This window comes from Stenotrophomonas sp. BR163 (genome assembly GCF_047520985.2).
Classification (GTDB): Bacteria; Pseudomonadota; Gammaproteobacteria; order Xanthomonadales; family Xanthomonadaceae; genus Stenotrophomonas; species Stenotrophomonas sepilia.
The window spans coordinates 41,727-67,970 of sequence record NZ_JAXBRE020000010.1 but is presented as its reverse complement, the minus strand read 5'-3'; the positions used below and the strand labels follow the sequence as shown (position 1 = coordinate 67,970).

The window sequence follows — 26,244 nt, the reverse complement described above, 5'->3', positions numbered from 1 at the left end:
TATGTGGAATCCCAACCTGCCCCCGGTCAGCATCGATGATGCCCCCGACCGCCTTGGCGCCGGCAACCCCGAGCTGCAGGCGATGGTTGCCGAGGCGGCCTCCGGCGGCATCGCGCTGATGCTGATGCACGTGGACATCGACCATTTCGCATCGGTCAACGAAAACATGAGTGCCGAAGTGGGCGACCAGGCGCTGGTGCTGGTGGCACAGCGCCTGCAGTCTTACCTGCGCGGGCGCGGCAAGCTGTGGCGGCATGGCAGCGACGAGTTCCTGATCGCGGTGCCGCGCACCGCCGATCTGCCGTTGCCGGAGGATTTCGCCGAGGAGATCCGCCAGCAGATGGAGCTGCCACTGTCGGTGCTGCCGTACACGTTGTTCATGACCGGCAAGCTGGGCGTGAGCCTGTGCCCGGAACATGCCAGCAGCACCTCGCGCCTGCTCGACCATGCCGAGGATGCGCTGTACCAAGCCGCCCGCGAAGGCGGCAATGCCGTGCGCATCCATGCGGTGGACACCCCGCCGAGTGCGCACAGCGAGAGCATCATCGCGCGCCAGATCGTCGATGCCATTCCCAATGGCGAGCTGAAGCTGCGCTACCAGCCACTGGTAAGCGCGCGCGACGGCCACGTGGTGGGCATGGAAGCGCTGCTGCGTTGGCAGTCGCCGACCCTGGGCATGCTGGTGCCGGAGCGCTTCATGCGCACCGCCGAACGCCTGGGCATCATCGTGCAGATCGGCACCTGGGTGCTGGAAGGCGCCTTGAAGCAGGCGCGGCTGTGGCGCGACCAGGGCTTTGATGACTTCACCATCGCAGTGAACGTGTCCACCCTGCAGCTGCTGCGGCCGAACTTCTTCGCCGAAGTGATGTCACTGCTGCAGGCGGCGGGCGTACCGGCGCACATGCTGACGCTGGAGATCAACGAGAGTGCGCTGACCAACAACGTCAATTTCGTCCACGAAACGCTGGCCAACCTGCGCAACGAAGGCATCAGCCTGAGCCTGGACAACTTCGGTACCGGCGACTCCAGCCTCAGCGCGCTGGTGCGCTACCCGGTGGACAAGCTGAAGATCGACCGCAGTTTCATCAAGAGCGCGCCGGCCGGCAATCGTGAAGCGGCCATCGCCCGCGCGATCATCGCCATGGGCCACCAGCTGGGCATGACCGTGATCGCCAACGGCGTGGAATCGCAGGCGCAGCTGGGCTTCCTGCGCCGCAACGACTGCGACGTGTTCCAGGGCTACCTGTTCGGCGAACCGATGTCGGCCGATGCCGCCGGCATGACCCTGCGCCGCCGCTACCTGCGCCCGGAAGCCTTCGCCGAGACGCGCCCGGACCGGACGCTGCTGCTGCTGGATGACGAGGAGAACGTGCTGCGCTCGCTGGTGCGCCTGTTCCGCCGCGACGGCTACCGCATCCTGGCTGCCGGCAACGTGCGTGATGCGTTCGACCTGCTGGCGATCAACGACGTGCAGGTGATCCTGTCCGACCAGCGCATGAGCGACATGAGCGGCACCGAGTTCCTGGGCCGGGTGAAGATGCTGTACCCGGATACGATCCGCCTGGTGCTGTCGGGCTACACCGATCTGAACACGGTGACCGATGCGATCAACCGCGGCGCGATCTATCGCTTCCTGACCAAGCCGTGGAACGACGACGAGCTGCGCAAGCACATCCACCAGGCGTTCCGCACGTACGAGGAACAGCGCCGCAGCAATGCCGGCCCGGTGCCGGTGGAAAGCGGGGATGGCGGCGAGGATCGCCCATTGCGGTAACCATCCCCTCTCGTAGAGCCGCCCGCTGGCCGGCTGCTCTGGATATCGGTTTCAATGAGGTTGCCGGCCAGCGGCCGGCACTACCAGAAGCGGTCAGCGCGGCTGCTTGACCGGCAGCACCACGCGGAAGCGGGAGCCCACGCCGGGCGTGCTGTCCAGGTCGATGCGGCCGTGGTGCTTGTTGATGATGCTGTAGGAGATCGACAGGCCCAGGCCGGTGCCACTGCCCACCGGCTTGGTGGTGAAGAACGGATCGAAGATGCGCTGGCGCAGTTCCGGCGAGATGCCACCGCCGGTATCTTCGAACTCAACCCAAACGTGATCGCCATCAACGCCGGTACGCACCGTGATCGTGCCGCGCTCGGCGATGGCATGGCCGGCGTTGAGCAGCAGGTTCATGTAGACCTGGTTCAACTCCGATGGCAGGCACTCCACCAGGGGCAACTGGCCGAACTCGCGCACCAGGGTGACTTTGTACTTGAGTTCGTTCCAGATGATATTGATGGTCGATTCCAGGCCCGCGTGCAGGTCGACCAGCTTCCACGACTCGTCGCGGCCGGAATACGAAAAATCCTTCAGGTCGCGCACGATGCGGGTGACCCGCTCGATGCCTTCGCGCGATTCCGCCATCAGCTGCGGCAGGTCGCGGCTGATGAAATCGATATCCAGGCGGTCACGGATATCATCGATTTCCGGGATCAGCGCTTTCGGGTCCGGCGCACGCAGGGCGCGCTCATAGGCTTCGATCACGGTGAACAGGCTGCGCAGGTATTCCTGCAGGCTGCCCAGGTTGGAGTGCACGTAACCGATCGGGTTGTTGATCTCGTGCGCGACGCCGGCGGCCAGCTGGCCGATCGACGCCATCTTCTCCGACTGCAGCAGCTTTTCCTGGGTGCCATTGAGGCGCAGGTAGGCCTGGCGCAATTCGGCATGGCGCTGCTGCAGCTCGCGTTCGTAGTCTTCCTGCCCTTCGATGTGGCGGAACAGGGCGAGGAAATGCCCCTGGCCGACCGGACCATGGTGGTACAGATGGGCGATGACCACGCCCTCGCCCAGCGGCAGGCTGCCATTCCAGTGACCATGCTGGCGAGCCTGTTCCAGCGCATCGGGCGGCAGCAGTTCGCGCAGGCGCTGCGGCGGCGGCAACCCGCCGTCCTCGCCACTGGCCAGCAGGTTCTGTGCGGCCGGATTGGCCAGGGCCACCCGCCCGTCATCGGTGAACAGCAGCAGGCCTTCGCGCAGGCGCTCAAGCAGGGCCTGCAGCACCGGCTGCGGCGGAAGGGGGGCGGTAACCAGGGCGTTGGCAGCGGACACGGCGACTCGGGACGTTCGAACAGGCGCCCAATATACGCGGTCATGCACCGGGCTTCAGCCCGCCGGGAGGGGTTATGCGACCGCCGTCGCCTCAGGCGACGGCGAGGGGCCGGCCGATGCTGACCGTGTGCGACTGGCCCTTGGCATCGTAGGCAGAGGCGTCTTCGGTGCGGCCGAGCTGGCGCAGCGCCCAGTTCACCTCGCGGCGGCGGCGCGACAGCAGTACGCCGTTGGCCCGGTTGCGCTCGGCCAGTTCCTGCAGCTGTTCGCCCTCGCCCACCGGCGGCGCGCCTTCCAGCGCACGCAACGCTTCCAGCTTGGCGCCGGTAGCCCGGATCAGGGCGTGCACGTCGTGCTCGACCAGGGCCTGGCGTTCAACGTCCAGGGCCTGGGCGAGACGCTGCAGCGGCTCGCTCATCGCCGCAGTCATCCGTGCAGCTGCTGGTCCAGATCGAGCATGCGCGATGCGATCGCGTCCGGATTGATCTTGTAGGTGCCGTTCTGCAGCGACTCGCGCACAGCGGCCACGCGCTGGGCGTCGATCGCCGGCGCGGTGGTCAGCTCGCGCTCGATGGCCTGCAGATTGGTGGCCTCGCCGGTCAGGCGCAGGCTGTCGGCCGCCTCGACCGGGCGCGCCGCCGCATCGGTGCTGACACCGGGCTTGTTGGCCGGGGTCGTCACGCTGCGCAGTGCCTGGGGGACCTGCAGGTTGCCGTCGATTTTCTGGCTCATGGGGTGTCCTGGAGTTGCCGTTCACAAGGGATAACGGCCGCAGGGCCGTGATCTTTAGGGATATTTTGCGGTAATTCAACGCGCCACGATTACGTCACCTGCGGCATCGACCGTGCCTTGCACGATCCGCCGCGAGGACAGGTTCTCGACCGAGACCCGTTCGTTCTCACCGGCATCACCCATCGCACGGCCGGCAATGCGGACCTCGACCGAGCCGCGACGCGACACCAGGGCCACATTGTCTCCTCGCTTGATGAGACGCTGCACCACCAGATCGTTGTTCGACAGCAGGGCCCCGGCCTGCAGCGGACGGCGGGCGACGCGGCCGATCGCTGCATTGGGATCGGACAGCACCGCGCCGGCAATCCGGGCAGCGTCACGCTGGGCAGTGGTGATATCGGCGGCAGTGAGGGTTTCTCCAGTGCCGATTCCGCGGTTGAGCACCAGTACGGTCTGGTTGCGCCGCACCTTTACCGGCACGAACAGGCGCCAGCCGCCCGCATCCGGACAGCTGACCTCCACCGTGGTGTTGGCGGTGGGTTGCACCTGCAACGCGCTGCCACATTTCGGCAGGCGCAGCGCATCGGCCACCTGGGCCTCGCCCTCGCTGCCCGCCGGCAGCGTCGACAAGGCCGCCGCGCGGATGCTCGCCACCGGCTGCCAGTCGGCGGCAGCCGCCCACGGCGAGGCCAGTGCCAGCGCGATGGCGAATAGAGATGTGACCCGGCGCATGGCGCCTCCTTCAATCGGCAAGAGCTGGCCCAGGTGCGTGCAAGGCGTGTGCCAGAGGGGCAGAGCTGCCTCGGTCGAACAGGGCGCGACACCACAATTGCGGTGTGCAGCGCGCAGGTGGCAGAGCACCCTCAAGTTTGGCGCCCAACGCGCCGATACAGCAGCCATGTCCCATGACCTGCTCAACCGGATCGACCAGCGGACCCGCCTGGCCGGCCACAACCGCTTGGCGCTGCTGCTGTTCCGTCTCGGCGGACGTCAGCTTTTTGGCGTCAATGTCTTCAAGGTGCAGGAAGTCCTGCGGCGCCCGGAGCTGTTCCAGGTGCCCGGCCTGCCCAGCCAGTTCGCCGGCGTGGCCGACGTGCGCGGCCGCTCGGTGCCGGTGCTGGACCTGGGCCTGGCGATCGGCCACCCCGAACGTGAGCCCGATGCCGATACCTCGCCGGGTTACCTGGTCGTCACCGAATTCAACCGCTCGATCCAGGGGTTCCTGGTCAGCGGCGTCGAACGCATCGTCAACATCGCGGTGGAAGACATCCACCCGCCGCCGGAGCTTGGCGCCGAGTCGAGCTACCTGACCGCGGTAACCCGCTTCCAGGGTGAGCTGATCCAGGTGATCGACGTTGAAAGCGTGCTGGCCGATATCGCCCAGGTCCGCGGTGACGCCGTACTCGATCCGGCGATGGCGATGCCCGCCGATGGCCCCCAGCTGCAGGTGCTGGTGGTGGACGACTCGCGCGTGGCCCGCCAGCAGATCCGCAGCGTGCTGGATCAGCTGGGCGTGGGTGCCACCCTGCTTTCCGATGGCAAGCAGGCTCTCGACCACCTGTTGCAGATCCACGCCTCGGGCGAGAACCCGGCCGAACGCTATGCCATGGTCATCTCCGACATCGAGATGCCGGCCATGGACGGGTACACGCTGACGACGGAAATCCGGCGCCACCCGGGCCTGGCCGGCCTCTACGTGCTGCTGCACACCTCGCTGTCGGGTGTCTTCAACAACGCCATGGTCGAGCGTGTCGGCGCCAACGCCTTCGTCGCCAAGTACTCGCCGCACGAGCTGGCTGACTTCGTGCTGGACCGCCTGCGCAAGGTGGCGATGGCGGCCTGACGGCCACTGATCCGGTAGTGCCGGCCGCTGGCCGGCAACCCCAGATCCATCGGGGAGCCGGCCAGCGGCCGGCACTACCCTCTCGAACTTGGCACACCCCTTGCAGCTTCCCGGGCAACGTTCCCGTGGGAGTGCACCGTGCGCAACCTGATTACCGACTACCTGGGCGTCCACGCCCAGGCCATGCCGTTGCGCGAACAGCGGATGAAGCTGATCGCCAGCAACCTCGGCAATGCCGACACGCCCGGCTACAAGGCCCAGGACCTGGACTTCGATGCCGCCCTGCGCCATGCCCAGGGGCAGGATGCCAACGGCCTGATGGCCACCACCCATGAGCAGCACTACGAAATCAGTAGTGGCCTGAACCCGTTCCAGATCGCGCGCGAGGGCGTGCAGCCCAGCCTGGACGGCAACACCGTCGATCCCGATGCCGAGCGTGCCGCCTATGGCCGAGCCGCGCTCGAGTACCGCGCCTCGCTCAGCTTCGTCGAGAGCAAGGTGCGTTCCATGCTGACCGCGATCACGGGGCAATAAGCCATGAGCAACCTGCCGATCTTCGATATCGCCGGTTCCGCGCTGCAGGCGCAGTCGGTGCGCATGAGCACCATCGCCTCCAATCTCTCCAACGCCGACACCGTGGCCGGGTCTGCCGACGCCGTGTACAAGCCGCTGGAGCCGATCTTCCAGGCCGTCACCAGCAAGAACGATCCCAACATCACCTCGGTGAAGGTGAAGGAGATCACCCAGAGCGAGGCGGCGCCGATCAAGCGCTACGAGCCGGGCCACCCGCTGGCAGACGCCGATGGCTACATCTACCAGCCCGACGTCGATCCGGTGGCGCAGATGGTCAACCTGATCTCGACCTCGCGCAATTACCAGGCCGGCGTGGAGATGTTGACCACCGCCAAGGAACTGGCCCTGGCCACCTTGACCATGGGCCGCTGAGGCCCGCAGCACCGGATACCGCCATGACCACCGCCGTCAACAACCAGACCAGCCAGGACGTCTATTCCGCGCTGGGCCTGAACGCCCCCAACAGCAACGCCACGAAAAAGAAGAACACGCTCGATCAGGCCGACTTCCTGCGCCTGATGACCGAGCAGCTGCAGCACCAGGATCCGCTGAAGCCGATGGACAACACGCAGATGGTCGCGCAGATGGCGCAGATGTCCACCGTGCAGGGCATCACCGATCTGAACAAGACGGTGAAGGGCTTCCAGGAATCGATGGCCAGCGACCAGGTGCTGCGTGGCGCGGCGCTGGTCGGCCACCAGGTGCTGGTGCCATCGGAAAAGCTGGTGCTGGAGAAGGAAGGCAGCGTCGAGGGCACGGTGGCCGCGCCGTCGGCCGGCATCATCACCGTGGATATCACCGATGCCACCGGCGCCAAGGTCACCTCGCTGAGCGTGGAAGCCAAGGCAGCAGGCGAAACCGCCTTCCAGTGGGACGGCAAGGACGCCAACGGCAAGCGCATGGAGCCGGGCAAGTATTCCATCGTTGCCAACCATGTCGATACCGCCGGCAAGAGCACCAAGCTGTCCACCTATGTGCAGGCGCCGGTGGAAAGCGTGACCGTCGGATCCGACGGCCTGTACCTGAACCTCAAGGGCCTGGGCACGGCCCCGATCGACTACGTGCTCCGCGTCAGCTGAGCCGCACATCCCGCATCAACCAGGAGCATCCCATGGGCTTCAATGTCTCGCTGTCCGGCATCAATGCCGCCAACACCGACCTGAGCGTCACCGCCAACAACGTCGCCAACGTCAACACCACCGGCTTCAAGCAGTCGCGCGCCGAGTTCGCCGATCTGTTCGCCTCCACCAGCTATGGCCTGTCGAAGAACCAGACCGGCTCGGGCGTGCGCGTCTCCAACGTCGCCCAGCAGTTCATCCAGGGCCACAACGAGCAGACCGGGCGCAGCCTGGACATGGCCATTTCCGGTGAGGGCTTCTTCACCATGAACATGAACGGTTCGCGTGTGTATTCGCGTGCCGGCAACTTCCAGACCGATTCGGCCGGCTACGTGGTCAATCCGCAGGGCGCGCGCCTGCAGGTGTTCGCGCCGAATGCCGATGGCACCAACTTCGACGCCGGCCGCCTGGTCGACCTGCAGCTGTTGACCACCGACAGCCCGCCGAAGCAGACCAGCGAAGTGAAGGTGGGCTTCACCCTGCCGGCCAACGCCAAGCAGCCGACCGTGGCCACGTTCGACCCGACCGACTCCAACAGCTACAACCACTCCAGCGGCGGCATCACCGTGTACGACTCGCTGGGCGTGAGCCATATCCAGGTCTCGTACTTCGTGAAGGGCGCCAACCCCAACGAATGGACCGTGCACAACTATGTCGATGGCCAGCCCGCCGGCACCCCGACCGCGGTCACCTTCGACAACAGCGGCAAGCTGACCGCCCCGGCCAACGGCAAGGTTGGCCTCGGCACCTTCACCCCGACCACGGGCGCTGGCCAGCTGAACATGACGCTGGACATCAGCGGTTCGACCCAGTACGGCGAGAAGTTCGCCCTGCGCAACACCCAGCAGGACGGCTATGCCGCCGGCAAGCTCAACGAGATCACTGTGTCCGAGTCGGGCGTGGTCTATGCGCGCTACTCCAACGGCGACGACAAGCCGCTGGGCCAGGTCGCACTGACCACCTTCAACAACACCCAGGGACTGGAATCGAAGGGCAACAACCTGTGGGTGGAGACCTTCGAGTCAGGCACGCCGCGCACCGGAATGCCGGACACCTCCAATCTCGGCAAGATCCAGGCCGGCTCGCTGGAAGCGTCCACCGTCGATCTCACCGAGCAGCTGGTCAACATGATCACAGCGCAGCGCAACTTCCAGGCCAACGCGCAGATGATCACCACGCAGGACCAGATCACCCAGACCGTCATCAACATCCGTTGATGAGCTGCTGACCTTGTCACGGAACTCCCCGCATGGATAAAGCCCTTTACGTGGCGATGACCGGTGCCCGCGCCTCCCTGCAGGCGCAGGGAACGCTCAGCCACAACCTCGCCAACTCGGACACTCCTGGCTTCAAGGAAGCGCTGGCCAACACCGAAGCCTTCCCGATCAAGGGTCCGGGCTTTGCCTCGCGGGTGGATGCGCTGCACGTCGACGCCGGCTTCAACCGCCGGCCCGGCGCGCAGCACATCACCGGCAAACCGCTGGACCTTGCACTGCAGAGCGGCACCTGGCTGGCGGTGCAGGCGAGCGATGGTAGCGAAGCGTATACGCGGGGCGCAGCCCTGTCGGTGACGCCGAACGGCCAGCTGGTGACCTCCAGCGGCCGTCCGGTACTGGATGACAACAACAACCCGATCGCCATTCCGCCCTACCAGGCGATGGAGATCGGCGCCGACGGCACGATCTCGATCATCCCGCAGGGCGAAGGCCCGCAGACGATGGCGCAGATCGGCCGGATCAAGGTGGTGCAAGCGCCGGACGAGCGCCTCGAGCGCGGCCTGGATGGCCTGTTCCGCAACACCGACCCGCGCCAGCCGTTCGCACCGGCACAGGGCACCGCCGTGCACAGCGGGCAACTGGAGGGCAGCAACGTCGATGCCGCCGGTGCGCTGGTGCAGATGATCCAGCTGCAACGCCAGTACGAAATGCAGGTTCAGGTGATCAAGCACGGCGACGACAACGCGCGCAGCGCCAACAGCCTGCTCCGCCTGGGCAGCTGACGGATTTCCGGCGCCGCCCGGGCGCGGCGCTGGCACACCGCTTGCACACCCGCTACCAAGGGCCGCATTGCGCGGCCGGCTTCACCCAGACAGGACTCCGAAGATGAACCAGGCATTGTGGATCGCGAAAACCGGACTGGATGCGCAGCAGATGCGCATGTCGGTGGTTTCCAACAACCTCGCCAACACCAACACCACCGGCTTCAAGCAGGACCGCGCCAGCTTCGAGGACCTGCTGTACCAGCAGGTGCGCCAGCCGGGCGGCTCTTCGTCGGCGCAGACGCAGCTGCCGACCGGCCTGCAGCTGGGTACCGGCGTGCGCGTGGTCGCCACCGCCAAGAACTTCGAGCAGGGTGGACAGCAGCAGACCGGCCGCGCACTGGACGTGATGGTCAACGGACGCGGCTTCTTCGAAGTGCAGATGCCCGACGGCAGCTCGGCCTACACCCGTGATGGCTCGTTCAAGATCAACCAGGACAGCGAGCTGGTCACCAACAGCGGCTACCCGGTGCAGCCGGGCATCCAGATTCCCGAGGGCGCGCAGTCGGTCACCATCGGCAGCGACGGCACCATCAGCGTAAAGATGGCCGACAACGCCGCGTCGGTGGAAGTCGGTGCGCTGACCCTGACCGACTTCGTCAATCCGGCCGGCCTCCAGGCGCGCGGCGAGAACCTGTTCCTGGAAACCACGGCCTCGGGCCCGGCCCAGAACGGCAATCCCGGCCTGAACGGTCTCGGCACCGTGGTGCAGGGTGCGCTGGAAGGCAGCAACGTCAATGTGGTGGAAGAGCTGGTGTCGATGATCGAAACCCAGCGCGCCTACGAAATGAATGCCAAGGCGATCTCCACCACCGACTCGATGCTCGGCTATCTCAACAACAAGATCTGACCGGCCCAACCGGGAAACCGCCATGTCGCCCATTTCCAACCTCGCCCGTACTGCCCTCGCCTGCACCGTGGTCGCCCTGCTCGGTGGCTGCGTGATCGCGGGCGACGTGCGCCCCTATCCGGCGATGGCACCGATCCAGCCGATCATGCCGCCGCAGGCCGCGCCCACCGCCGGTGCGATCTACGCCGCTGGCCCGACCCTGCAGCTGTATTCGGACCGCCGCGCACGCGATGTCGGCGACCTGCTGACGATCACCCTGCTGGAAAACACCACCGCGCAGACCAGCGCCAACACAGCCACCAACAAGGAATCCAACCTGAGCCTGGGCACGCCGTCCATCCTTGGTGCGCCGGTCACCCTGGGCGGCAAGGACATCCTCAGTGCCACCGCCAAGGGCGCGCGTGACTTCACCGGCAAGGGCAACAGCGCGCAGAGCAACCGCCTGCAGGGCAGCGTCACGGTCACGGTGATCCAGCGCCTGCCCAACGGCAACCTGGTGGTGCAGGGGCAGAAGAACCTGCGGCTGAACCAGGGCGATGAACTGGTGCAGGTGCAGGGCATCGTGCGCCCGGGCGACATCAGCCAGGACAACACCATCCCTTCCAGCCGCGTGGCCGAGGCCCGCATCGTTTACGGCGGCCGCGGCCCGGTCGCGCAGTCCAACGCGATGGGCTGGCTGAGCCGCTTCTTCAATTCCGGCCTGACGCCGTTCTGAGTATGGCCATGAACTTCTCCTTCTCTCCTTCCTGGCAGCGACGCGTGGCGTTGATCGCGTCGCTGATGCTGCTGATCGTGGCCGCCCCGGCCAGCGCCGAGCGCATCAAAGACCTCGCCCAGGTCGGCGGCGTGCGCGGCAATGCGCTGGTGGGCTATGGCCTGGTGGTCGGCCTGGATGGCAGCGGCGACCGTACCAGCCAGGCGCCCTTTACCGTGCAGAGCCTGAAAAACCTGCTTGGCGAGCTGGGCGTGAACGTGCCGCCGAACGTCAATCCGCAGCTGAAGAACGTGGCCGCCGTGGCGATCCACGCCGAACTGCCGCCGTTCGCCAAGCCGGGCCAGCCGATCGACATCACGGTGTCTTCGATCGGCAACGCGGTGTCGCTGCGCGGCGGCTCGTTGCTGATGGCCCCGCTGCGCGGCGCCGATGGCCAGATCTATGCCATCGCCCAGGGCAATCTGATCGTGGGTGGCTTTGGCGCGCAGGGCAAGGACGGCTCCCGTGTCTCGGTGAACGTGCCCAGCGTCGGCCGTATTCCCAACGGCGCCACCGTGGAGCGTGCCCTGCCCGATCCGCTGGCCAACGGCGGCGACATCACCCTGAACCTGCACAACAATGATTTCACCACGGTCTCGCGCATGGTCGCCGCGCTCAACAACGCGTTCGGCGAAGGTGCGGCACGCGCGATCGATGGCGTGACCGTCGCCGTCACCGCGCCGACCGATCCGGGCGCACGCATCGGCCTGCTGGCGCGCATCGAGAACCTTGAACTGACCCCCGGCAGCGCCCCGGCCAAGGTGGTGGTCAATTCGCGCACCGGCACCGTGGTCATCGGCCAGCAGGTGCGGGTCGGCCCTGCGGCGATTTCGCATGGTTCGCTGACGGTGACGATCCAGGAGAACACCAACGTCAGCCAACCCAATGCGCTGTCGGGCGGCCGTACCGTGGCCAGCCCGCAATCCACCATCACCGCCACCAACGACGGCAGCCGCATGTTCAAGTTCAGCGGCGGCACCACCCTGGACGAGATCGTGCATGCGGTGAACGCCGTGGGTGCGGCACCGGGCGACCTGATCGCGATCCTGGAAGCCCTGAAGCAGGCCGGCGCGCTGAGTGCCGAGCTCGAGGTGATCTGACATGCGCATCAATCCCGCATTCGACCTGCACCCGGCGCAGCAGAACGATCCGGCGAAGATCGACAAGGTCGCTCGCCAGCTGGAAGGCCAGTTCGCACAGATGCTGGTCAAGAGCATGCGCGATGCCAGCTTCGGCGACTCGCTGTTTCCCGGCGAGAACAAGATGTTCCGCGACATGTACGACCAGAAGATTGCCGAGGCGATGACCCGCGGCAAGGGCCTGGGCCTGTCCGGCATGATCACCCGCCAGCTGTCCGGCCAGGCCGCCGAAGGTCCGGCACTGGATACCCGCGTGGATCCGGCCAAGGCCAGCCGCGCTTACCAGCTCAACGCGCCGGCCAGGCCGGCACCGTCGCTGCCCCTGGAAGATGGCAGCCAGGCCGTGCGCATGCTGCAGCAGATGGCCGCAGGCGCGCAGCACGGTGCGCAGGCCGCGCTGGCACCGATGGAGCAGGCACTGGACCTGATCGCCGGCCGTGAGAGCAGCGGCCTGCACCGCTCGCTGGGCACCGAGGATCCGTACATCGGCAGCCTGCAGGGCGAGGACTGGGCCGCCAACAGCGACCAGTGGACGGCGACGGCCAGCAATCGCGGCACGGCCGTGAGCCCGGCCGATGCCCTGGCCACGCGCACGGCCGTCGCCCAGCTCGGCGAGCATACCCCGGAGGGCTTCGTCGCCAGTATCTGGCAGCACGCACAGAGCGCGGCCAGGGAACTGGGCGTGGATGCCCGCGCCCTGGTCGCGCAGGCCGCGCTGGAGACCGGCTGGGGCAAGCGCCACATCAAGCATGCCGATGGCAGCACCTCGCACAACCTGTTCGGCATCAAGGCCACTGGCTGGAACGGCCAGCGCGCCACGGCCGGCACCCATGAATATGTCGATGGCGTGCGCCGCAACGAAACCGCCAGCTTCCGCGCCTACGGTTCAGCGGCCGAGAGCTTTGCCGACTACGTGCGCCTGCTGAAGACCAGCCCGCGCTACCAGCAGGCCCTGCAGGCCGGCACCGACGTGCAGGGCTTCGCCCGTGGCCTCCAGCGCGCCGGTTACGCCACCGATCCGCGCTACGCCGCCAAGATCGCTGCGATCGCCGGCGGCCCGACCATCGAGCGCGCCGTAGCCGCCGTGGCCGACGCCGGCTCGCGCCTTGGCCAGACCTTCGCCAGCACCGCGACCGCGGCGCTGGGTATCACCCGTCGTTGAGGAACACCATGTCCAGCGTACTTTCCACCGGTACCGGTGCCCTGCTCGCCTTCCAGCGAGCGTTGGCGACCACCAGCCACAACGTGGCCAACCTCAATACACCCGGCTACAGCCGGCAGAAGGTCAACTTCGCCACCGCCGATCCACAGAACTATGGCTACGGCACGGTCGGCAACGGCACCCGCATCACCGACATCCGTCGCACGGCCGACCAGCTGGCGATCTCGCGCCTGCTCGACAGCAGCGGTGAGCTGGCGCGCCTGAAGCAGCTTTCGGGCATGGCCGACCGGGTCAACGCGCTGTTCTCCGATGCTGCCACCAACGTGGCCGGCGTCTGGTCGAACTTCTTCGACTCGGTCAGTGGCCTGTCGTCCAACGCGGCCGGCACCGCCGACCGCCAGAACATGCTCGACGGTGGCAAGGCGCTGGCCAACCGCTTCGTGCAGCTCAACACGCACCTGAACAATCTCAACAGCGAGGTCAACAACGGCCTGCTGGCCGGTGCGACCGAGGTCAACCGCCTTGCGCAGGAGATCGCGCAGATCAACGGTGCCATCGGCACCAACATCGCCTCGGCTGCACCGGACCTGCTCGACCGCCGCGACCAGCTGATCACCCAGCTGATCGGCTACACCGGTGGCACCGCGGTGATCCAGGACGGCGGCATCATGAATGTCTACACTGCCGGCGGCAACGCGCTGGTGGTGGGCACCACGGCGACCAAGGTCACCACCGTGGCCGATCCGTACCAGCCCGAGCGCCTGCAGTTGGCACTGGAGACCCAGGGCAACACCATCCGTCTCGACCCGAAAGCGGTCGGTGGCCAGATCGGGGGCCTGCTGGAATTCCGCGACACCGTGCTGACGCCTGCGCAGGCCGAACTGGGCAAGCTGGCGGTGGGCCTGGCCGAGAGCTTCAACCAGGTCCACCACCAGGGTGTGGATCTGTATGGCCAGATGGGCGGGGACTTCTTCGACATCGGCAGCCCGCGCGTGACCGGCAACAACAGCAATACCGGAACCGCCAGCCTCAGCGCCACCTATGGCGACCTGGGCAAACTGGACGCGCAGAACGTGGTGCTGCAGTTCGATGGCACCACCTGGAAGGCCAGCCGCGCCGACACCGGCGCCAGCATTCCCCTGACCGGTACCGGCACCGCCGCCGATCCGCTGGTGATCAACGGCGTGAACCTGGTCGTCGGCGGCACCCCGGCGGCCAATGACCGCTTCCTGCTGCAGCCCACCGCCGGCGTGGCCGGCAGCCTGGAGATGGCCATCACCGATCCGTCGCGCATTGCCGCGGCCGCCGCAGTCAAGGGCGCAGCCGCCACCGCCAACACCGGTACCGGCAAGCTGAGCGGCGTCACCGTCACCGATTCGGCCAACGCGAACCTGCGCAATCCGTCGGCGATCGTGTTCACCTCGGCGACCACCTACACCATCGACGGTGGCCCGCCTCAGACCTATACGCCTGGCCAGACCATCAGTGCCAACGGCTGGAGCTTCGTACTGGACGGTGCGCCGAAGGTGGGCGATACCTTCAACATCACCCCGACCCCGGCCGGTTCGTCGGACAACAGCAACGCCTCCAGGTTGGCCAAGGTGGAAAGCACGAAGGCCTTCAACGCCGGAACGGTGACACTGAACGGTGCACTGGGTGGCCTGACCACCCAGGTCGGCGCCGCCGCCCGCTCGGCCGAGTACTCGCTCGATGCGCAGCTGGTGATCAATGACAAGGCACAGGAAGCCCGCGACGAGGTCTCCGGCGTGAACCTGGACGAAGAGGCCGCCGACATGCTGCGCCTGCAGCAGGCCTACCAGGCCGCCTCGCAGCTGATCTCCACCGCCGACAGCATGTTCCAGACCATCCTGGGAGCCGTCCGCCGATGAGCAGCCGCATCTCCACCAGCATGATGTTCAACCAGTCGGTGTCGCTGATGATGGCCAAGCAGGCCAAGCTCAGCCACCTGGAGCAGCAGATTGCTACTGGCAGCAAGATCGTCAGCGCCAAAGACGATCCGGTTGCCGCCGGCACTGCAGTCGGCCTTGACCGCAGCCTGGCCGCACTGGACCGCATGAAGCTCAACGCCGGCAATGTGCAGAACCGCCTGGGCGTGCAGGAAAACACCCTGGCGCAGGTCAACGACCTGATGGCGCGCGTCAACGATCTGACCATCCAGGCGAGCAATCCGGCACTGAGCGCGGCGGACAAGAAGACGCTGATCACCGAGGTCAACCAGATCCGCGATGGCCTGCTGTCGCTGGCCAACGCCGACGATGGTACCGGCCGCTACGTGTTCGGTGGCACCAACGACGGTGACCCGCCGTTTGCCAAGATCAACGGCAAAGTCGTCTATCGCGGCGACCAGACCCAGCGCCAGGTTGAAGTCGGCCCCGATACCTATGTGCGCGACGCCCTGCCCGGCAGCGAGATCTTCATGCGCATCCCCACCGGCGACGGCTTCGTTGACGGCAGCGCCGCGGCCAGCAACACCGGCAACGGCGTGCTGACCAACATCACCCGCGACGGCAGCGACAGCTGGAACGGCCAGGGCTTCAGCGTGCGCTTCACTACCGGCACCCAGTACGAGGTGGTGGATGGTGCGGGCAACGTGACCGGCACCGGCACCTACAAGGCTGGCGACGACCTGGAAGTGAACGGTGTGCGCCTGCGCATCACCGGCGCACCCGCAGCGGGCGACAGCTTCAGCGTACAGGCCGCCAGCAGCCGCGACATCTTCGCCACCATGGACAACCTGGTCGCCGCGCTGGGTGCCGACACCGGTACCACCGCGCAGATGACTGCACAGCAGAATCAGCTGCAGAGCGCACTGCGCGACGTGGCGCGCGCCTCGGAGCGGATGATCGATTCGCGCGCTGCCGGTGGTGCGCAGTTGAAGGCGCTGGACAACGCGGCGGAGATGCGCGAGGCCAATGGCGTGACCCTGAAGACCACGCTGTCGCAAATGCGCGACCTGGATTACGCCGATGCACTGAGCCAGTACCAGCTGCAGAGCACCGCACTGCAGGCGGCGCAGACGATCTTCTCGCAGATGCAGTCGATGTCGCTGTTCAACAAGCTGCGCTGACGCCTCTCCTGCGTCACCCCTGAAAGGCCGCGATGCCCTGCATCGCGGCCTTTTTCGTTTGCGCCTGCCCGCCACCACGCGGCCCTCTGGCCATCTCCGGCCGATTCTCCGTGATTGCCCATCAAGCCGGGTCGCACCCCGCCGATACCTTCATCAGCGCTGGTCAGGCCCTGCCCGATCGCCCCTCCCGGGGTCGCTTCCATCCTGGCAACAGGGCTGAAAACCCCGGGAAAACAGCTTCAGGCAACGAATTCCGGCTTCAGCGGAATTCACGGCTAAAGGTTGTTGACAAAGCGCCGTTATTCATTTGGCAACGGCGAAGCACACAGCCACACAAAAAAACAGGCGGCGCTTCGTTTCATTCACCAACGGGTTCCATATAAGAGGAGACGACCCCATGGCACAGGTAATCAACACCAATACGATGTCGCTCAACGCTCAGCGCAACCTGAGCACCAGCGGCAGCTCGCTCGCCACCACCATCCAGCGCCTCTCGTCCGGCCTGCGCATCAACAGCGCGAAGGACGACGCGGCCGGCCTGGCCATCAGCGAGCGCTTCACCACCCAGATCCGTGGTCTGGACGTGGCCATCCGCAACGCCAACGACGGCATCTCACTGGCCCAGGTCGCCGAAGGTTCGCTGAACGAAGTCGGCAACAACCTGCAGCGCATCCGCGAACTGGGCGTGCAGGCCTCCAACGCCACCAACTCGGCCAGCGACCGCAAGGCCCTGCAGGCTGAAGTGACCCAGCTGGTCTCGGAAATCGATCGTGTGGCCAAGCAGGCCGACTTCAACGGCACCAAGCTGCTGGACGGCAGCTTCACCAGCCAGCTGTTCCAGGTGGGCGCCAACGCCGGCCAGGCCATCGCCATCAACAGCGTGGTCAACGCCAAGGCCGATTCGCTGGGGGCTGCCACCTTCGCCAACGGCTACACCGGTACTGCGCTGGCGGTGGACAAGGCCACGGCCGACACCACCTACTCCGGCCTGCAGGTCTCGGTCACCCCGCCGGGCGGCACCGCCACCACGGTCACCATCAGCGACTTCACCGTGAAGGCCGGCGAGTCGATCACCTCGGCCACCGCTGCGGCGATCAACAACAAGCTGGGTGAAACCGGCGTGGTGGCCTCGGTCAATGCCGGCGTCATCAGCCTGGCTTCGGTCAAGGATGGCCAGACTTTCGCCCTGGGCGTCAGCGCAGCAACCCCGCCGGCCGGCGTCACCGCCGCGACCATCGCCGGCCTGGGCCTGACCGAGACCAGCACCAACGGCGGCACCCTGACCGGTGCAGCAGCCAGCTTCGTCAAGGACCTGAACGTCACCACCGCCGAAGGCGCACAGAAGGCGATGTCGATCGTCGACAAGGCCCTGGAATCGGTCAACAGCGTCCGCGCCGACCTCGGCGCGATCCAGAACCGCTTCACCTCGGTGGTCGCCAACCTGCAGACCTCCTCGGAGAACCTGTCCGCATCGCGCAGCCGCATCCGCGATACCGACTTCGCCAAGGAAACCGCCGAACTGACCCGCACCCAGATCCTGCAGCAGGCCGGTACGGCCATGCTGGCCCAGGCCAACCAGGTACCGCAGAACGTGCTCAGCCTGTTGCAGCGCTGACATGAGCCGCCCCCGGGGCACGTCGGGGGCGTCTGACCCAACTCACGTGCAACCGCTCAAGGACCTCTCCTCATGGCACAAGTCATCAACACCAATACGATGTCGTTGAATGCTCAGCGTAACCTGAGCACCAGCGGCAGCTCGCTGGCTACCACCATCCAGCGCCTGTCCTCCGGTTCGCGCATCAACAGCGCCAAGGACGACGCCGCCGGCCTGGCGATCTCCGAGCGCTTCGGCACGCAGATCCGCGGTACCGACGTCGCCATCCGCAACGCCAACGACGGCATCTCGCTGGCCCAGGTCGCCGAAGGTTCGCTGACCGAAATCGGCAACAACCTGCAGCGCGTCCGTGAGCTGTCGGTGCAGGCCGCCAACGCCACCAATTCGGCCAGCGACCGCAAGGCGCTGCAGGCCGAAGTGACCCAGCTGGTCTCGGAAATCGACCGCGTCGCCAAGCAGTCGGACTTCAACGGCACCAAGCTGCTGGACGGCTCGTTCTCCAGCCAGCTGTTCCAGGTCGGTGCCAACGCCGGCCAGGCCATCGCCATCGACAAGACCATCGATGCCAAGGCCAACGCCCTGGGCGGCGCCAAGTTCGACACCAACTCGCTGGCCCTGGCCGACCCGGGCACCAACGCCGACCTCAAGGTCACTGGCCTGCAGATCAATGGCGTCACCATCGCCGACGTCGATGTCAAGCAGGGTGCCGACGCCGCTGCTACCGGCAAGGCCTCCCGCGAGGCGCTGGTGACTGCCATCAACGCCAAGATCGGTGAGACCGGTGTCTACGCCGAAGTGAACGGCACCGCTGGCGTCACCCTGACCTCGGTCAAGGACAGCGTCAACGCCGATGGCTCGTTCAAGGCCATCACCGCTTCGGTGGGCACCTGGACCGGCGCTACCGCACCGACCTTCACCGCCACGCTGGCGACCGCCGCACCGGCGTCCAAGTTCGCCAGCGACCTGGACGTCAGCACGGTCAAGGGCGCACAGCAGGCGATGGAAGTGGTCGACAAGGCCCTGAGTGCGATCAACAGCACTCGTGCCGACCTGGGCGCCGTGCAGAACCGCTTCACCTCGGTGGTGGCCAACCTGCAGACCTCGTCGGAGAACCTGTCGGCTTCGCGTAGCCGCATCAAGGACACCGACTTCGCCAAGGAAACCGCAGAGCTGACCCGCACCCAGATCCTGCAGCAGGCCGGTACGGCCATGCTGGCCCAGGCCAACCAGGTGCCGCAGGGCGTGCTCAGCCTGCTGCGCTGATCCGCTCGCTGATCGACCTCCGGGCGCCGCATGACGCGGCGCCCGGATCCTGAAACACGTTCCACCTTCGCCAAAGGAAAAGCACCATGGCACAAGTCATCAACACCAACACCATGTCCCTGAATGCTCAGCGCAACCTGAGCACCAGCGGCAGCTCGCTGGCCACCACCATCCAGCGCCTGTCCTCCGGTTCGCGCATCAACAGCGCCAAGGACGACGCCGCCGGCCTGGCGATCTCCGAGCGCTTCGGCACGCAGATCCGCGGTACCGACGTCGCCATCCGCAACGCCAACGACGGCATCTCGCTGGCCCAGGTCGCCGAAGGTTCGCTGACCGAAATCGGCAACAACCTGCAGCGCGTCCGCGAGCTGTCGGTGCAGGCCGCCAACGCCACCAACTCGGCCAGCGACCGCAAGGCCCTGCAGGCCGAAGTGACCCAGCTGGTCTCGGAAATCGACCGCGTCGCCAAGCAGTCCGACTTCAACGGCACCAAGCTGCTGGACGGCTCGTTCTCCAGCCAGCTGTTCCAGGTCGGTGCCAACGCCGGCCAGGCCATCGCCATCGACAAGACCATCGACGCCAAGGCCAACGCCCTGGGCGGTGCCCAGTTCGCCACGGCCACTGCTGCCGTCACCGGTGCCGACAACGTTGATACCGCTGTTGCCGCGTTCACCATCACCGACAGCAAGGGCACCGTCGTCAACTTCGACGCGATGACCGTGAAGAGCGTCGGCGACGCGGCCGCCAACACCGCGGCAGCCGGCAAGGCCGTCGCAACCGCGATCAATGCCAAGATCGGCGAGACCGGCGTCTATGCCGAAGCCGACGCGGCCGGCGCGCTCACCCTGACCTCGGTCAAGGACAGCGTCAACAATGCCGGTGCTTTCACGGCCTTCAGCAGCACCATCGCTGGGTTCACCGCAGGTGCCGCGCCGACCGCCAAGTTCGCCGACAAGATCGACGTGTCCACCGTGAAGGGTGCACAGCAGGCGATGGAAGTGGTCGACAAGGCCCTGGGTGCGATCAACAGCACCCGCGCCGACCTCGGTGCGATCCAGAACCGCTTCACCTCGGTGGTGGCCAACCTGCAGACCTCGTCGGAAAACCTGTCGGCTTCGCGCAGCCGCATCAAGGACACCGACTTTGCCAAGGAAACCGCAGAGCTGACCCGCACCCAGATCCTGCAGCAGGCCGGTACGGCCATGCTGGCCCAGGCCAACCAGGTGCCGCAGGGCGTGCTCAGCCTGCTGCGCTGATCCACGGCAAGAAGGCGCCGCTACCGTCGGGTCGAACCGACGGTAGCGGCAACCGGGAAGCCACGATGCACGAAGGCACGGGCCATGCCCGGCCCGGGATCAGTCCCGAACCGGCTTGGCATCGCCCGCTCCTGCGGACCTCTCTTTCAGCGCTGTACCTTTGACTGTACGTACCGGGCGGCTTCGTCTCCCCCCGATTGTCAGTAGCCTGATCCCTCCCCTGCATTGGGGGAGGGCTTTTTGCAGACTCCCGGCAGCCCGCGGTGAACCCACCCGCATCCTGCCCCAGCTCTCCTGCAACCCGCGTGCCAGAACCTGCGCCAGGCGATTGGCACGGCACGTGCATCAACGAAGTCCTCAAGACCCAGCGGCGCAGGCCGCTATTTTCGTTGACGACGGGCCAGCGCACGACGGCCGGGCCCGGATACCAGGAGAAACGACGTGGCAGACTTTGGATACGGTGGCATTGGCTCGGGACTGGATATTTCCAGCATCGTCAACCAGCTGGTCGCAGCTGACCGCAAGCCCGCCGACAATGCGCTGAACCTGCAGCAGTCCAAGGCCAAGATGCAATTGTCGTCGATCGGCACCATCACCTCGGCCTTCGACAAGCTGAAGACGGCGCTGACCGCACTGAAGGCCACCACGGCGTTCGACACGCGCACGGTGACCGCCAGCAAAGGCGGCGACAAGGGCACCGACGAGATCCTGACGGCGTCGGTCGCGCTGTATGACGTTGGCACCACCAAGGCTGCGGCCTCCAACGGCACGCACGTGGTCAATGTCACCTCGCTGGCCACCGCGCACAAACTGATCGCCGATACCTCGGTACCCAAGACCGACACGTTTGCTGCCGGAACCTTGACGCTGACCGTTGGCGTGGGCGACAAGGCCAAGACCATGAACGTGGAGGTGGAGGACGGCGACACGCTGACCACCATCCGCAACAAGATCGATGCGGCCGGCCGCAAGGAAGGCGTGCAGGCCACCCTGATCAGCTCCGGCGACGACCAGTACCTGTCGATCGCCCAGGAGAAGACCGGTGCCGCCAACGCGATCAAGCTCGAGTACGCAGGCAGCGACGCCAAGCTGGGGGGGCTGGTCAACAGCCTCAAGCAGAACACCGCCGCCGCCGACGCCGAGCTGACCATCGATGGTGTGAAGGTCGTCAGCGCCAGCAATACCGTGGCCGATGCGGTTCCGGGCCTGACCCTGAACCTGAAGATGCCGGGCACCAGCACGGTGACCATCAGCACGGATACTGCGGCAGCCACCAAGGTGATGCAGGAGTTCGTCACCGCCTACAACGCTGCACTGGCGGCGATCAACACCGAAACCAAGTACGACGCCAAGACCAAGGAAGCCTCCACGCTGACCGGCGACGCGCAGATGCGCGGCGCCACCAGCCAGCTGCGCTCGGTGATGTCGAGCGTGCTCAAGGACCTGGCCGGTGACAAGCTCGATGCCAAGGCGATCGGCCTGGATACCCGCGGCTATCCCAACGCCGACGGCACACTGATCCTGGACACCACCAAGTTCGCCGCCGCCCTGGCCAGCCAGCCGGAGAAGATGCGCCAGGCGATCACCGGTGATACCGGCGGCGCCGGCAAGCTGTACACGCTGGTCGACGGCTATGTCAGCACCACGGTCGGCAAGGAAGGCGCGTTCGTCGCGCGGACCAAGGGACTGAACACCACGCTGGACAACATCGACAAGCGCCGCAAGGATCTCGACACGCGGATGAAGAGCGTGGAAGAGCGCTACAAGAAGCAGTTCATCGCGCTGGACAGCCTGATGGGCAAGTTGCAGCAGAGCAACACGGCGCTGCAGCAGCAGCTGGCACAGTTGAACCGCTGACGATGCGTGCGTGGCACTCAAGTTTGCCGCGCAATGCACCGATAACGGACGCAACAGCAATCATCGCCGCGCCGCCGGCACCGATCCCCACGATCGCCCGACGGCACCCCGCGCAAGGAGAATCACGAATGTACGGTTCCAGCCGTCAATATGCCGAGCAGTACCGCCAGGTGGGAGTGACCAGTGCGGTCGCCGATGCCGATCCGCACAAGCTGGTGGCGATGCTGCTGGCCGGCGCGCTGGAGCGCGTGCGTCGCGCCCTGGCCAGCCTCGAGCGCGGCGACCAGGCCGGCAAGGGCAAGGCGATCGGCGAAGTCTGCGCGATCGTCGGCCACCTCAACGGCTCGCTGGACCATGAGGCCGGCGGCGAGATCGCCGGCAACCTGTCGGCCCTGTACGATTACGTGCTGCAGCGCCTGACCGAAGCCAACCTGCACAACGACCGCGCCGCGCTGGATGAATCGCTGCAGCTGCTGGGCGAGATCGACAGCGCCTGGAACGCGATCCCGCACGAACAGCGCCGCCCGGCCGCGGTGGCGCCATGAGCCTGCCCGAACTGCACGCGCAGCTGGATGCCTTCGAGAAGGCACTGGGCGATGATGCCCTGGACCAGGCCGACAGTCTGCTCGACGGGCACGACAGCACCCTGCATGCCCTGCTCAGCCAGCCGCTGACCGCTGCGGACCACGGGCCGCTGAGCGCCCTGTTCGAGCGCCAGCAGAGCCTTCTGGGCCTGCTGCGCCAGCGCCGCGATGCAGCGGCCGCACTGATGAATGACGGCCAGCGCTCTCTTCGCGCCGCCCATGCCTACCTGCAGGCAGAATCGCTGGCATGACCCAGCTGCCGACCACGTCGCTGCACCATCCTGCCGAAAGCGAGCTGTTCGACGAAACGCTCAGCTGCGAGCTGGCCCTGCCGGCCGAGTTCCAGGCGGGCAGCGCGGCCGGACGCACCAGCGGTGCCGAAGGCCTGCTGCGCAGCCTGGCACTGGTCGAAGACAGCCGTGTTGAAGAGCACGACGAACGCAACGAGGCCACCCTGCAGCTGCAACGCCTTGAAGCCAAGCTGGACCTGGCGATGGTGCTGCTCGGCCGCTTGGTGCGCCAGCAGGGCCTGGATCTGCCCCTGCGCCCGGTGCGCTGGTCGCGCCGTGGCATCCGCCTGCAGCTGGGCCCGCGCAGTGGTGCCAGCCCCGGACAGGCCGGCGTGGTGCGCCTGCAGCCCAGCGACTGGTTGCCCGACCACATCGACCTGCCGGTGGAAGTGATCGCCGAGGCAGCCGACGGCAGCGGCGGCCACTTCCTGTGGCTGCGCTTCCAGCGCCTGGGCGACGGCCTGGAAATGGCCATGGAACGGCACCTGTTCCGACTGCACCGCCGCCAGGTGGCCGAGGCGCGCCGGGCGCGCTGAAAGCTGCCACCATCACGCTTGACGGGCAAGCCTTGGCGCGCCCGTTCAGCTAAGTTAAGGTGGACTCCCCTACACGGATCTATTGCGTGCCTGTGCGAGTTCTCATCGTCGACGATCACACCCTCGTCCGCGCCGGCCTGGCGCGGCTGCTGCAGGGGTTTGCCGACGTGCAGCTCGTCGCCGAGGCCAGCAACGCCGAACAGGCGCTGCAGCTGGCCCTGCAGTACGCGCCGGATGTGGTGCTGATGGATCTCTCGTTGCCGGGCCGCACCGGCCTGGAAGCGCTCAGCGACATCCGCCTGCGCGCCCCGGGCACCCGGGTGGTGATGATGACCATGCACGACGATGCCGCGCATGTGCGCGATGCCCTGGATCGTGGCGCGGTCGGGTTCGTGGTGAAGGATGCAGCACCGCAGGAGCTGGAACTGGCGCTGCGCGCCGCGCATGCCGGCCAGGTGTTCCTGAGTCCCCAGATCTCGGCCAAGATGCTGGCCCCCATGCTGGGCCGCGAGAAGCCTACCGGCATTGCCGCGCTGTCGCCGCGTCAGCGCGAGATCCTGCGCCGCATCGGCAAGGGCGAAAGCAACAAGGAAATCGCCGCGGACCTGGGCATCAGCGTGAAGACGGTGGAAACCCATCGCGCACGCATGATGGAGTCGTTGGGCTGCCGCCGCGCCAATGACCTGTTGCTGCTGGCCGCACGCCACCAGCACGAGCTGGAGTGATTGCCTGCGAATGGGGTCAGATCCCTTTCCGCAGGAAAGGGATCTGACCCCTGCCCGGCACTGCACCGGCGACGGATTCCCGTCACCCTGACACGCCCCGACAGGAACCCGTACACGGCACAGCCCGGTCAACCCGGCAACCACACCGAAAATCAGCAGCTTAGGCGCGATCATCGTCAACATTCCGCGCCGATGTAGGGAATACCCCTACATCCTGTCGGGACAACCACGAATCCCCTCAGGAACCCCCCGATTCCGCCCACGCCGGATCAAAAGCAAGATGCGTTCCACAAGGCGCCGGGGAGCGGCGCCGGGGAACCACGATGAAGGCTGCACTCTCGACCCAGCTGGGCCAACAACTTCACCTCACCCCGCAGCTGCTGCAGTCGATACGGCTGTTGCAGCTTGATGGCCTGCACCTGGAACAGGAAATCCAGCGCCTGCTGGACTCCAACCCGCTGCTGGAGATCGAAGAGGCCGAAGCGCCTGCCGCTGATGCCACCGAGGTCAGCGCCACCACGCTGGAAACCGCCGCTTTCGACGAGCTGCCGGAGTCTTCGATGTGGGACGTGGCCGGCGCCAGCTGGCAGGACGGCGACGACGACCGCATGGCGCGCATTGCCGCCGGTGAGTCGACCGACCCTCAGCTGCGCGTGCTGCAGCGCCTGGCGCTGGACATGGACGACAGCGAACTGGCGGTGGCCGCGTTCTGGCTCGACCACTGCGACGAGGCCGGCTACCTGCAGGCGCCACTGGCGCAGCTGCAGCTGCTGGCCAGCGCCCAGTTCGACATCGCCGCCGAAGGCGTCGAGGCCATCCGCCAGCAGCTGCTGCACGGTGAACCGGCTGGCATGGCTGCGCAGGACCTGCGCGAAGGCCTGCAGGCACAACTGCGCAGCCTGCACGGCGTGGTCCCCGCGCGTCACCTGGCCGCCCGCATCCTCGATGGCGCGCTCGAGGCACTGGCCGCGCACGACTACCCCGCCCTCGCCCGCCAGCACGACGCCGAGATCGACGACGTGCGCGAGGCGGTGCGCCTGATCCTCTCGCTGCAGCCGCGCCCCGGCGACAGCCTGCTGCCCGAACACAACGCCGTGGTAGTGCCGGACGTCGTCGCCTGGCACGCCGATGGGCAATGGAAGGTGGCACTGAACCCGGCCACCAGCCGCCGCGTTTCGATCAACAGCCAGTACGAACAGGTGCTGGCCGAAACCAGCGACGCCGCCCCGGCGCTGCGCGAGATGCTGCAGGAGGCGCGCTGGTTCAGCCGTGGCCTGTCGATGCGCTACGACACCCTGCTGCGTACGGCGCGGGTGATCGTCGAGCGCCAGGCCGCCTTCCTGGTGCGGGGCGAAGAGGCCATGGCGCCGTTGACCCTGAAGGAAGTGGCCGAGGAAATCGGCATGCATGAGTCCACCGTCTCGCGCATCACCACCGGCAAGTTCCTGCAGACCCCGCGCGGCACCTTCGAGCTGAAGCACTTCTTCGCCGTGCGCCTGGAGGGCGCCAGCGTCTCCGGCCAGGCGGTGAAGGCCATGGTCCGCCGCCTGATCGACGCCGAACCGGCCGGTCGCCCGCTGGCCGACGAGGCCATTGCCGGCCTGCTGTCGCGCCAGGGGGTGAACATTGCCCGCCGAACCGTCGCAAAATACCGAGAACAACTGGATATCGCCCCGGCCCGCGAACGGCGCCGGCTCAGCGCCAGGCAACCGCAGCTGGCCCGGGTGGGCTGA

At 66.7% G+C, this 26,244-nt stretch carries 26 protein-coding genes; 22 read left to right on the top strand and 4 right to left on the bottom strand.

Annotated elements, in window-relative coordinates; translation table 11 throughout:
• The first annotated feature begins 1 nt into the window (after window position 1).
• Complete coding sequence (locus tag ACM0PY_RS10625; protein WP_180885744.1) at window positions 2-1,774, top strand: EAL domain-containing protein; 1,773 nt, start codon at window positions 2-4, stop codon at window positions 1,772-1,774.
• A gap of 93 nt (window positions 1,775-1,867) precedes the next feature.
• Here ACM0PY_RS10625 and ACM0PY_RS10620 read toward each other — a convergent pair whose 3' ends face one another.
• The 4 genes from ACM0PY_RS10620 to flgA all read right to left on the bottom strand — a co-directional run bounded on the left by ACM0PY_RS10620 (window position 1,868) and on the right by flgA (window position 4,552).
• On the bottom strand, window positions 1,868-3,088 hold the full coding sequence (locus tag ACM0PY_RS10620; protein ID WP_053496680.1) for an ATP-binding protein: 1,221 nt from the start codon (window positions 3,086-3,088) through the stop codon (window positions 1,868-1,870).
• A gap of 91 nt (window positions 3,089-3,179) precedes the next feature.
• Window positions 3,180-3,518, bottom strand: coding sequence for a FlgN family protein (locus ACM0PY_RS10615; protein ID WP_014037132.1), 339 nt, complete (start codon window positions 3,516-3,518; stop codon window positions 3,180-3,182).
• The gene (flgM, locus tag ACM0PY_RS10610; protein ID WP_005409579.1) at window positions 3,515-3,820 is read right to left on the bottom strand and encodes a flagellar biosynthesis anti-sigma factor FlgM; all 306 of its coding nucleotides are present in this window, start codon (window positions 3,818-3,820) and stop codon (window positions 3,515-3,517) included. Before flgM ends, ACM0PY_RS10615 begins: the two co-directional genes overlap by 4 nt.
• 75 nt (window positions 3,821-3,895) lie before the next feature.
• On the bottom strand, window positions 3,896-4,552 hold the full coding sequence (flgA, locus tag ACM0PY_RS10605; RefSeq protein ID WP_061478698.1) for a flagellar basal body P-ring formation chaperone FlgA: 657 nt from the start codon (window positions 4,550-4,552) through the stop codon (window positions 3,896-3,898).
• Between the two features lie 166 nt (window positions 4,553-4,718).
• On the opposite strand from flgA, the gene ACM0PY_RS10600 reads away from it, so the two are divergent.
• From ACM0PY_RS10600 to rpoN, 21 genes are all read left to right on the top strand, one after another.
• Entirely contained in the window at window positions 4,719-5,663 is a 945-nt protein-coding gene (locus ACM0PY_RS10600; RefSeq protein ID WP_019659622.1) for a chemotaxis protein, read from the top strand.
• A gap of 138 nt (window positions 5,664-5,801) precedes the next feature.
• Entirely contained in the window at window positions 5,802-6,197 is a 396-nt protein-coding gene (flgB, locus tag ACM0PY_RS10595) for a flagellar basal body rod protein FlgB (RefSeq protein WP_005409576.1), read from the top strand.
• Between the two features lie 3 nt (window positions 6,198-6,200).
• Window positions 6,201-6,608 (top strand): flagellar basal body rod protein FlgC, encoded by a 408-nt coding sequence (flgC, locus tag ACM0PY_RS10590; RefSeq protein ID WP_005416461.1) that lies wholly within the window; start codon window positions 6,201-6,203, stop codon window positions 6,606-6,608.
• 23 nt (window positions 6,609-6,631) lie between these two features.
• The gene (locus ACM0PY_RS10585; protein WP_005416460.1) at window positions 6,632-7,315 is read left to right on the top strand and encodes a flagellar hook assembly protein FlgD; all 684 of its coding nucleotides are present in this window, start codon (window positions 6,632-6,634) and stop codon (window positions 7,313-7,315) included.
• A gap of 32 nt (window positions 7,316-7,347) precedes the next feature.
• Window positions 7,348-8,571 (top strand): flagellar hook protein FlgE, encoded by a 1,224-nt coding sequence (flgE, locus tag ACM0PY_RS10580; protein ID WP_005416459.1) that lies wholly within the window; start codon window positions 7,348-7,350, stop codon window positions 8,569-8,571.
• A 32-nt stretch (window positions 8,572-8,603) separates the two neighbouring features.
• On the top strand, window positions 8,604-9,353 hold the full coding sequence (locus tag ACM0PY_RS10575) for a flagellar basal body rod protein FlgF (RefSeq protein WP_053496684.1): 750 nt from the start codon (window positions 8,604-8,606) through the stop codon (window positions 9,351-9,353).
• A gap of 103 nt (window positions 9,354-9,456) precedes the next feature.
• Window positions 9,457-10,242: a flagellar basal-body rod protein FlgG gene (gene flgG / locus ACM0PY_RS10570; protein ID WP_005416457.1), complete on the top strand. Its 786-nt coding sequence runs from the start codon at window positions 9,457-9,459 to the stop codon at window positions 10,240-10,242.
• A 22-nt stretch (window positions 10,243-10,264) separates the two neighbouring features.
• The gene (flgH, locus tag ACM0PY_RS10565; protein ID WP_005416456.1) at window positions 10,265-10,957 is read left to right on the top strand and encodes a flagellar basal body L-ring protein FlgH; all 693 of its coding nucleotides are present in this window, start codon (window positions 10,265-10,267) and stop codon (window positions 10,955-10,957) included.
• Window positions 10,958-10,965: 8 nt separating this feature from the next.
• A complete protein-coding gene (locus ACM0PY_RS10560) occupies window positions 10,966-12,096 on the top strand; it encodes a flagellar basal body P-ring protein FlgI (RefSeq protein WP_053496702.1) in 1,131 nt (376 codons plus the stop codon).
• A 1-nt stretch (window position 12,097) separates the two neighbouring features.
• Entirely contained in the window at window positions 12,098-13,297 is a 1,200-nt protein-coding gene (flgJ, locus tag ACM0PY_RS10555) for a flagellar assembly peptidoglycan hydrolase FlgJ (RefSeq protein ID WP_005416454.1), read from the top strand.
• An 8-nt stretch (window positions 13,298-13,305) separates the two neighbouring features.
• A complete protein-coding gene (gene flgK / locus ACM0PY_RS10550) occupies window positions 13,306-15,186 on the top strand; it encodes a flagellar hook-associated protein FlgK (protein WP_134970193.1) in 1,881 nt (626 codons plus the stop codon).
• The gene (gene flgL / locus ACM0PY_RS10545) at window positions 15,183-16,385 is read left to right on the top strand and encodes a flagellar hook-associated protein FlgL (protein WP_180886320.1); all 1,203 of its coding nucleotides are present in this window, start codon (window positions 15,183-15,185) and stop codon (window positions 16,383-16,385) included. Before flgK ends, flgL begins: the two co-directional genes overlap by 4 nt.
• A gap of 397 nt (window positions 16,386-16,782) precedes the next feature.
• Entirely contained in the window at window positions 16,783-18,000 is a 1,218-nt protein-coding gene (locus ACM0PY_RS10540) for a flagellin (RefSeq protein ID WP_005416451.1), read from the top strand.
• Between the two features lie 72 nt (window positions 18,001-18,072).
• A complete protein-coding gene (locus tag ACM0PY_RS10535; RefSeq protein ID WP_061478705.1) occupies window positions 18,073-19,263 on the top strand; it encodes a flagellin in 1,191 nt (396 codons plus the stop codon).
• An 86-nt stretch (window positions 19,264-19,349) separates the two neighbouring features.
• Complete coding sequence (locus tag ACM0PY_RS10530; RefSeq protein ID WP_061478706.1) at window positions 19,350-20,519, top strand: flagellin; 1,170 nt, start codon at window positions 19,350-19,352, stop codon at window positions 20,517-20,519.
• Window positions 20,520-20,960: 441 nt separating this feature from the next.
• Window positions 20,961-22,376 carry a flagellar filament capping protein FliD gene (fliD, locus tag ACM0PY_RS10525; RefSeq protein ID WP_049412079.1) on the top strand — a complete coding sequence of 472 codons (1,416 nt, stop codon included), beginning with the start codon at window positions 20,961-20,963 and terminating at the stop codon, window positions 22,374-22,376.
• A gap of 128 nt (window positions 22,377-22,504) precedes the next feature.
• Complete coding sequence (gene fliS, locus ACM0PY_RS10520; protein WP_005416447.1) at window positions 22,505-22,921, top strand: flagellar export chaperone FliS; 417 nt, start codon at window positions 22,505-22,507, stop codon at window positions 22,919-22,921.
• On the top strand, window positions 22,918-23,211 hold the full coding sequence (locus ACM0PY_RS10515) for a hypothetical protein (RefSeq protein ID WP_069138605.1): 294 nt from the start codon (window positions 22,918-22,920) through the stop codon (window positions 23,209-23,211). Before fliS ends, ACM0PY_RS10515 begins: the two co-directional genes overlap by 4 nt.
• The gene (locus tag ACM0PY_RS10510) at window positions 23,208-23,786 is read left to right on the top strand and encodes a PilZ domain-containing protein (RefSeq protein ID WP_180886319.1); all 579 of its coding nucleotides are present in this window, start codon (window positions 23,208-23,210) and stop codon (window positions 23,784-23,786) included. Before ACM0PY_RS10515 ends, ACM0PY_RS10510 begins: the two co-directional genes overlap by 4 nt.
• Window positions 23,787-23,878: 92 nt before the next feature.
• Window positions 23,879-24,511 (top strand): response regulator, encoded by a 633-nt coding sequence (locus ACM0PY_RS10505; RefSeq protein WP_235646853.1) that lies wholly within the window; start codon window positions 23,879-23,881, stop codon window positions 24,509-24,511.
• Between the two features lie 323 nt (window positions 24,512-24,834).
• Window positions 24,835-26,244: an RNA polymerase factor sigma-54 gene (gene rpoN, locus ACM0PY_RS10500; RefSeq protein WP_180886317.1), complete on the top strand. Its 1,410-nt coding sequence runs from the start codon at window positions 24,835-24,837 to the stop codon at window positions 26,242-26,244.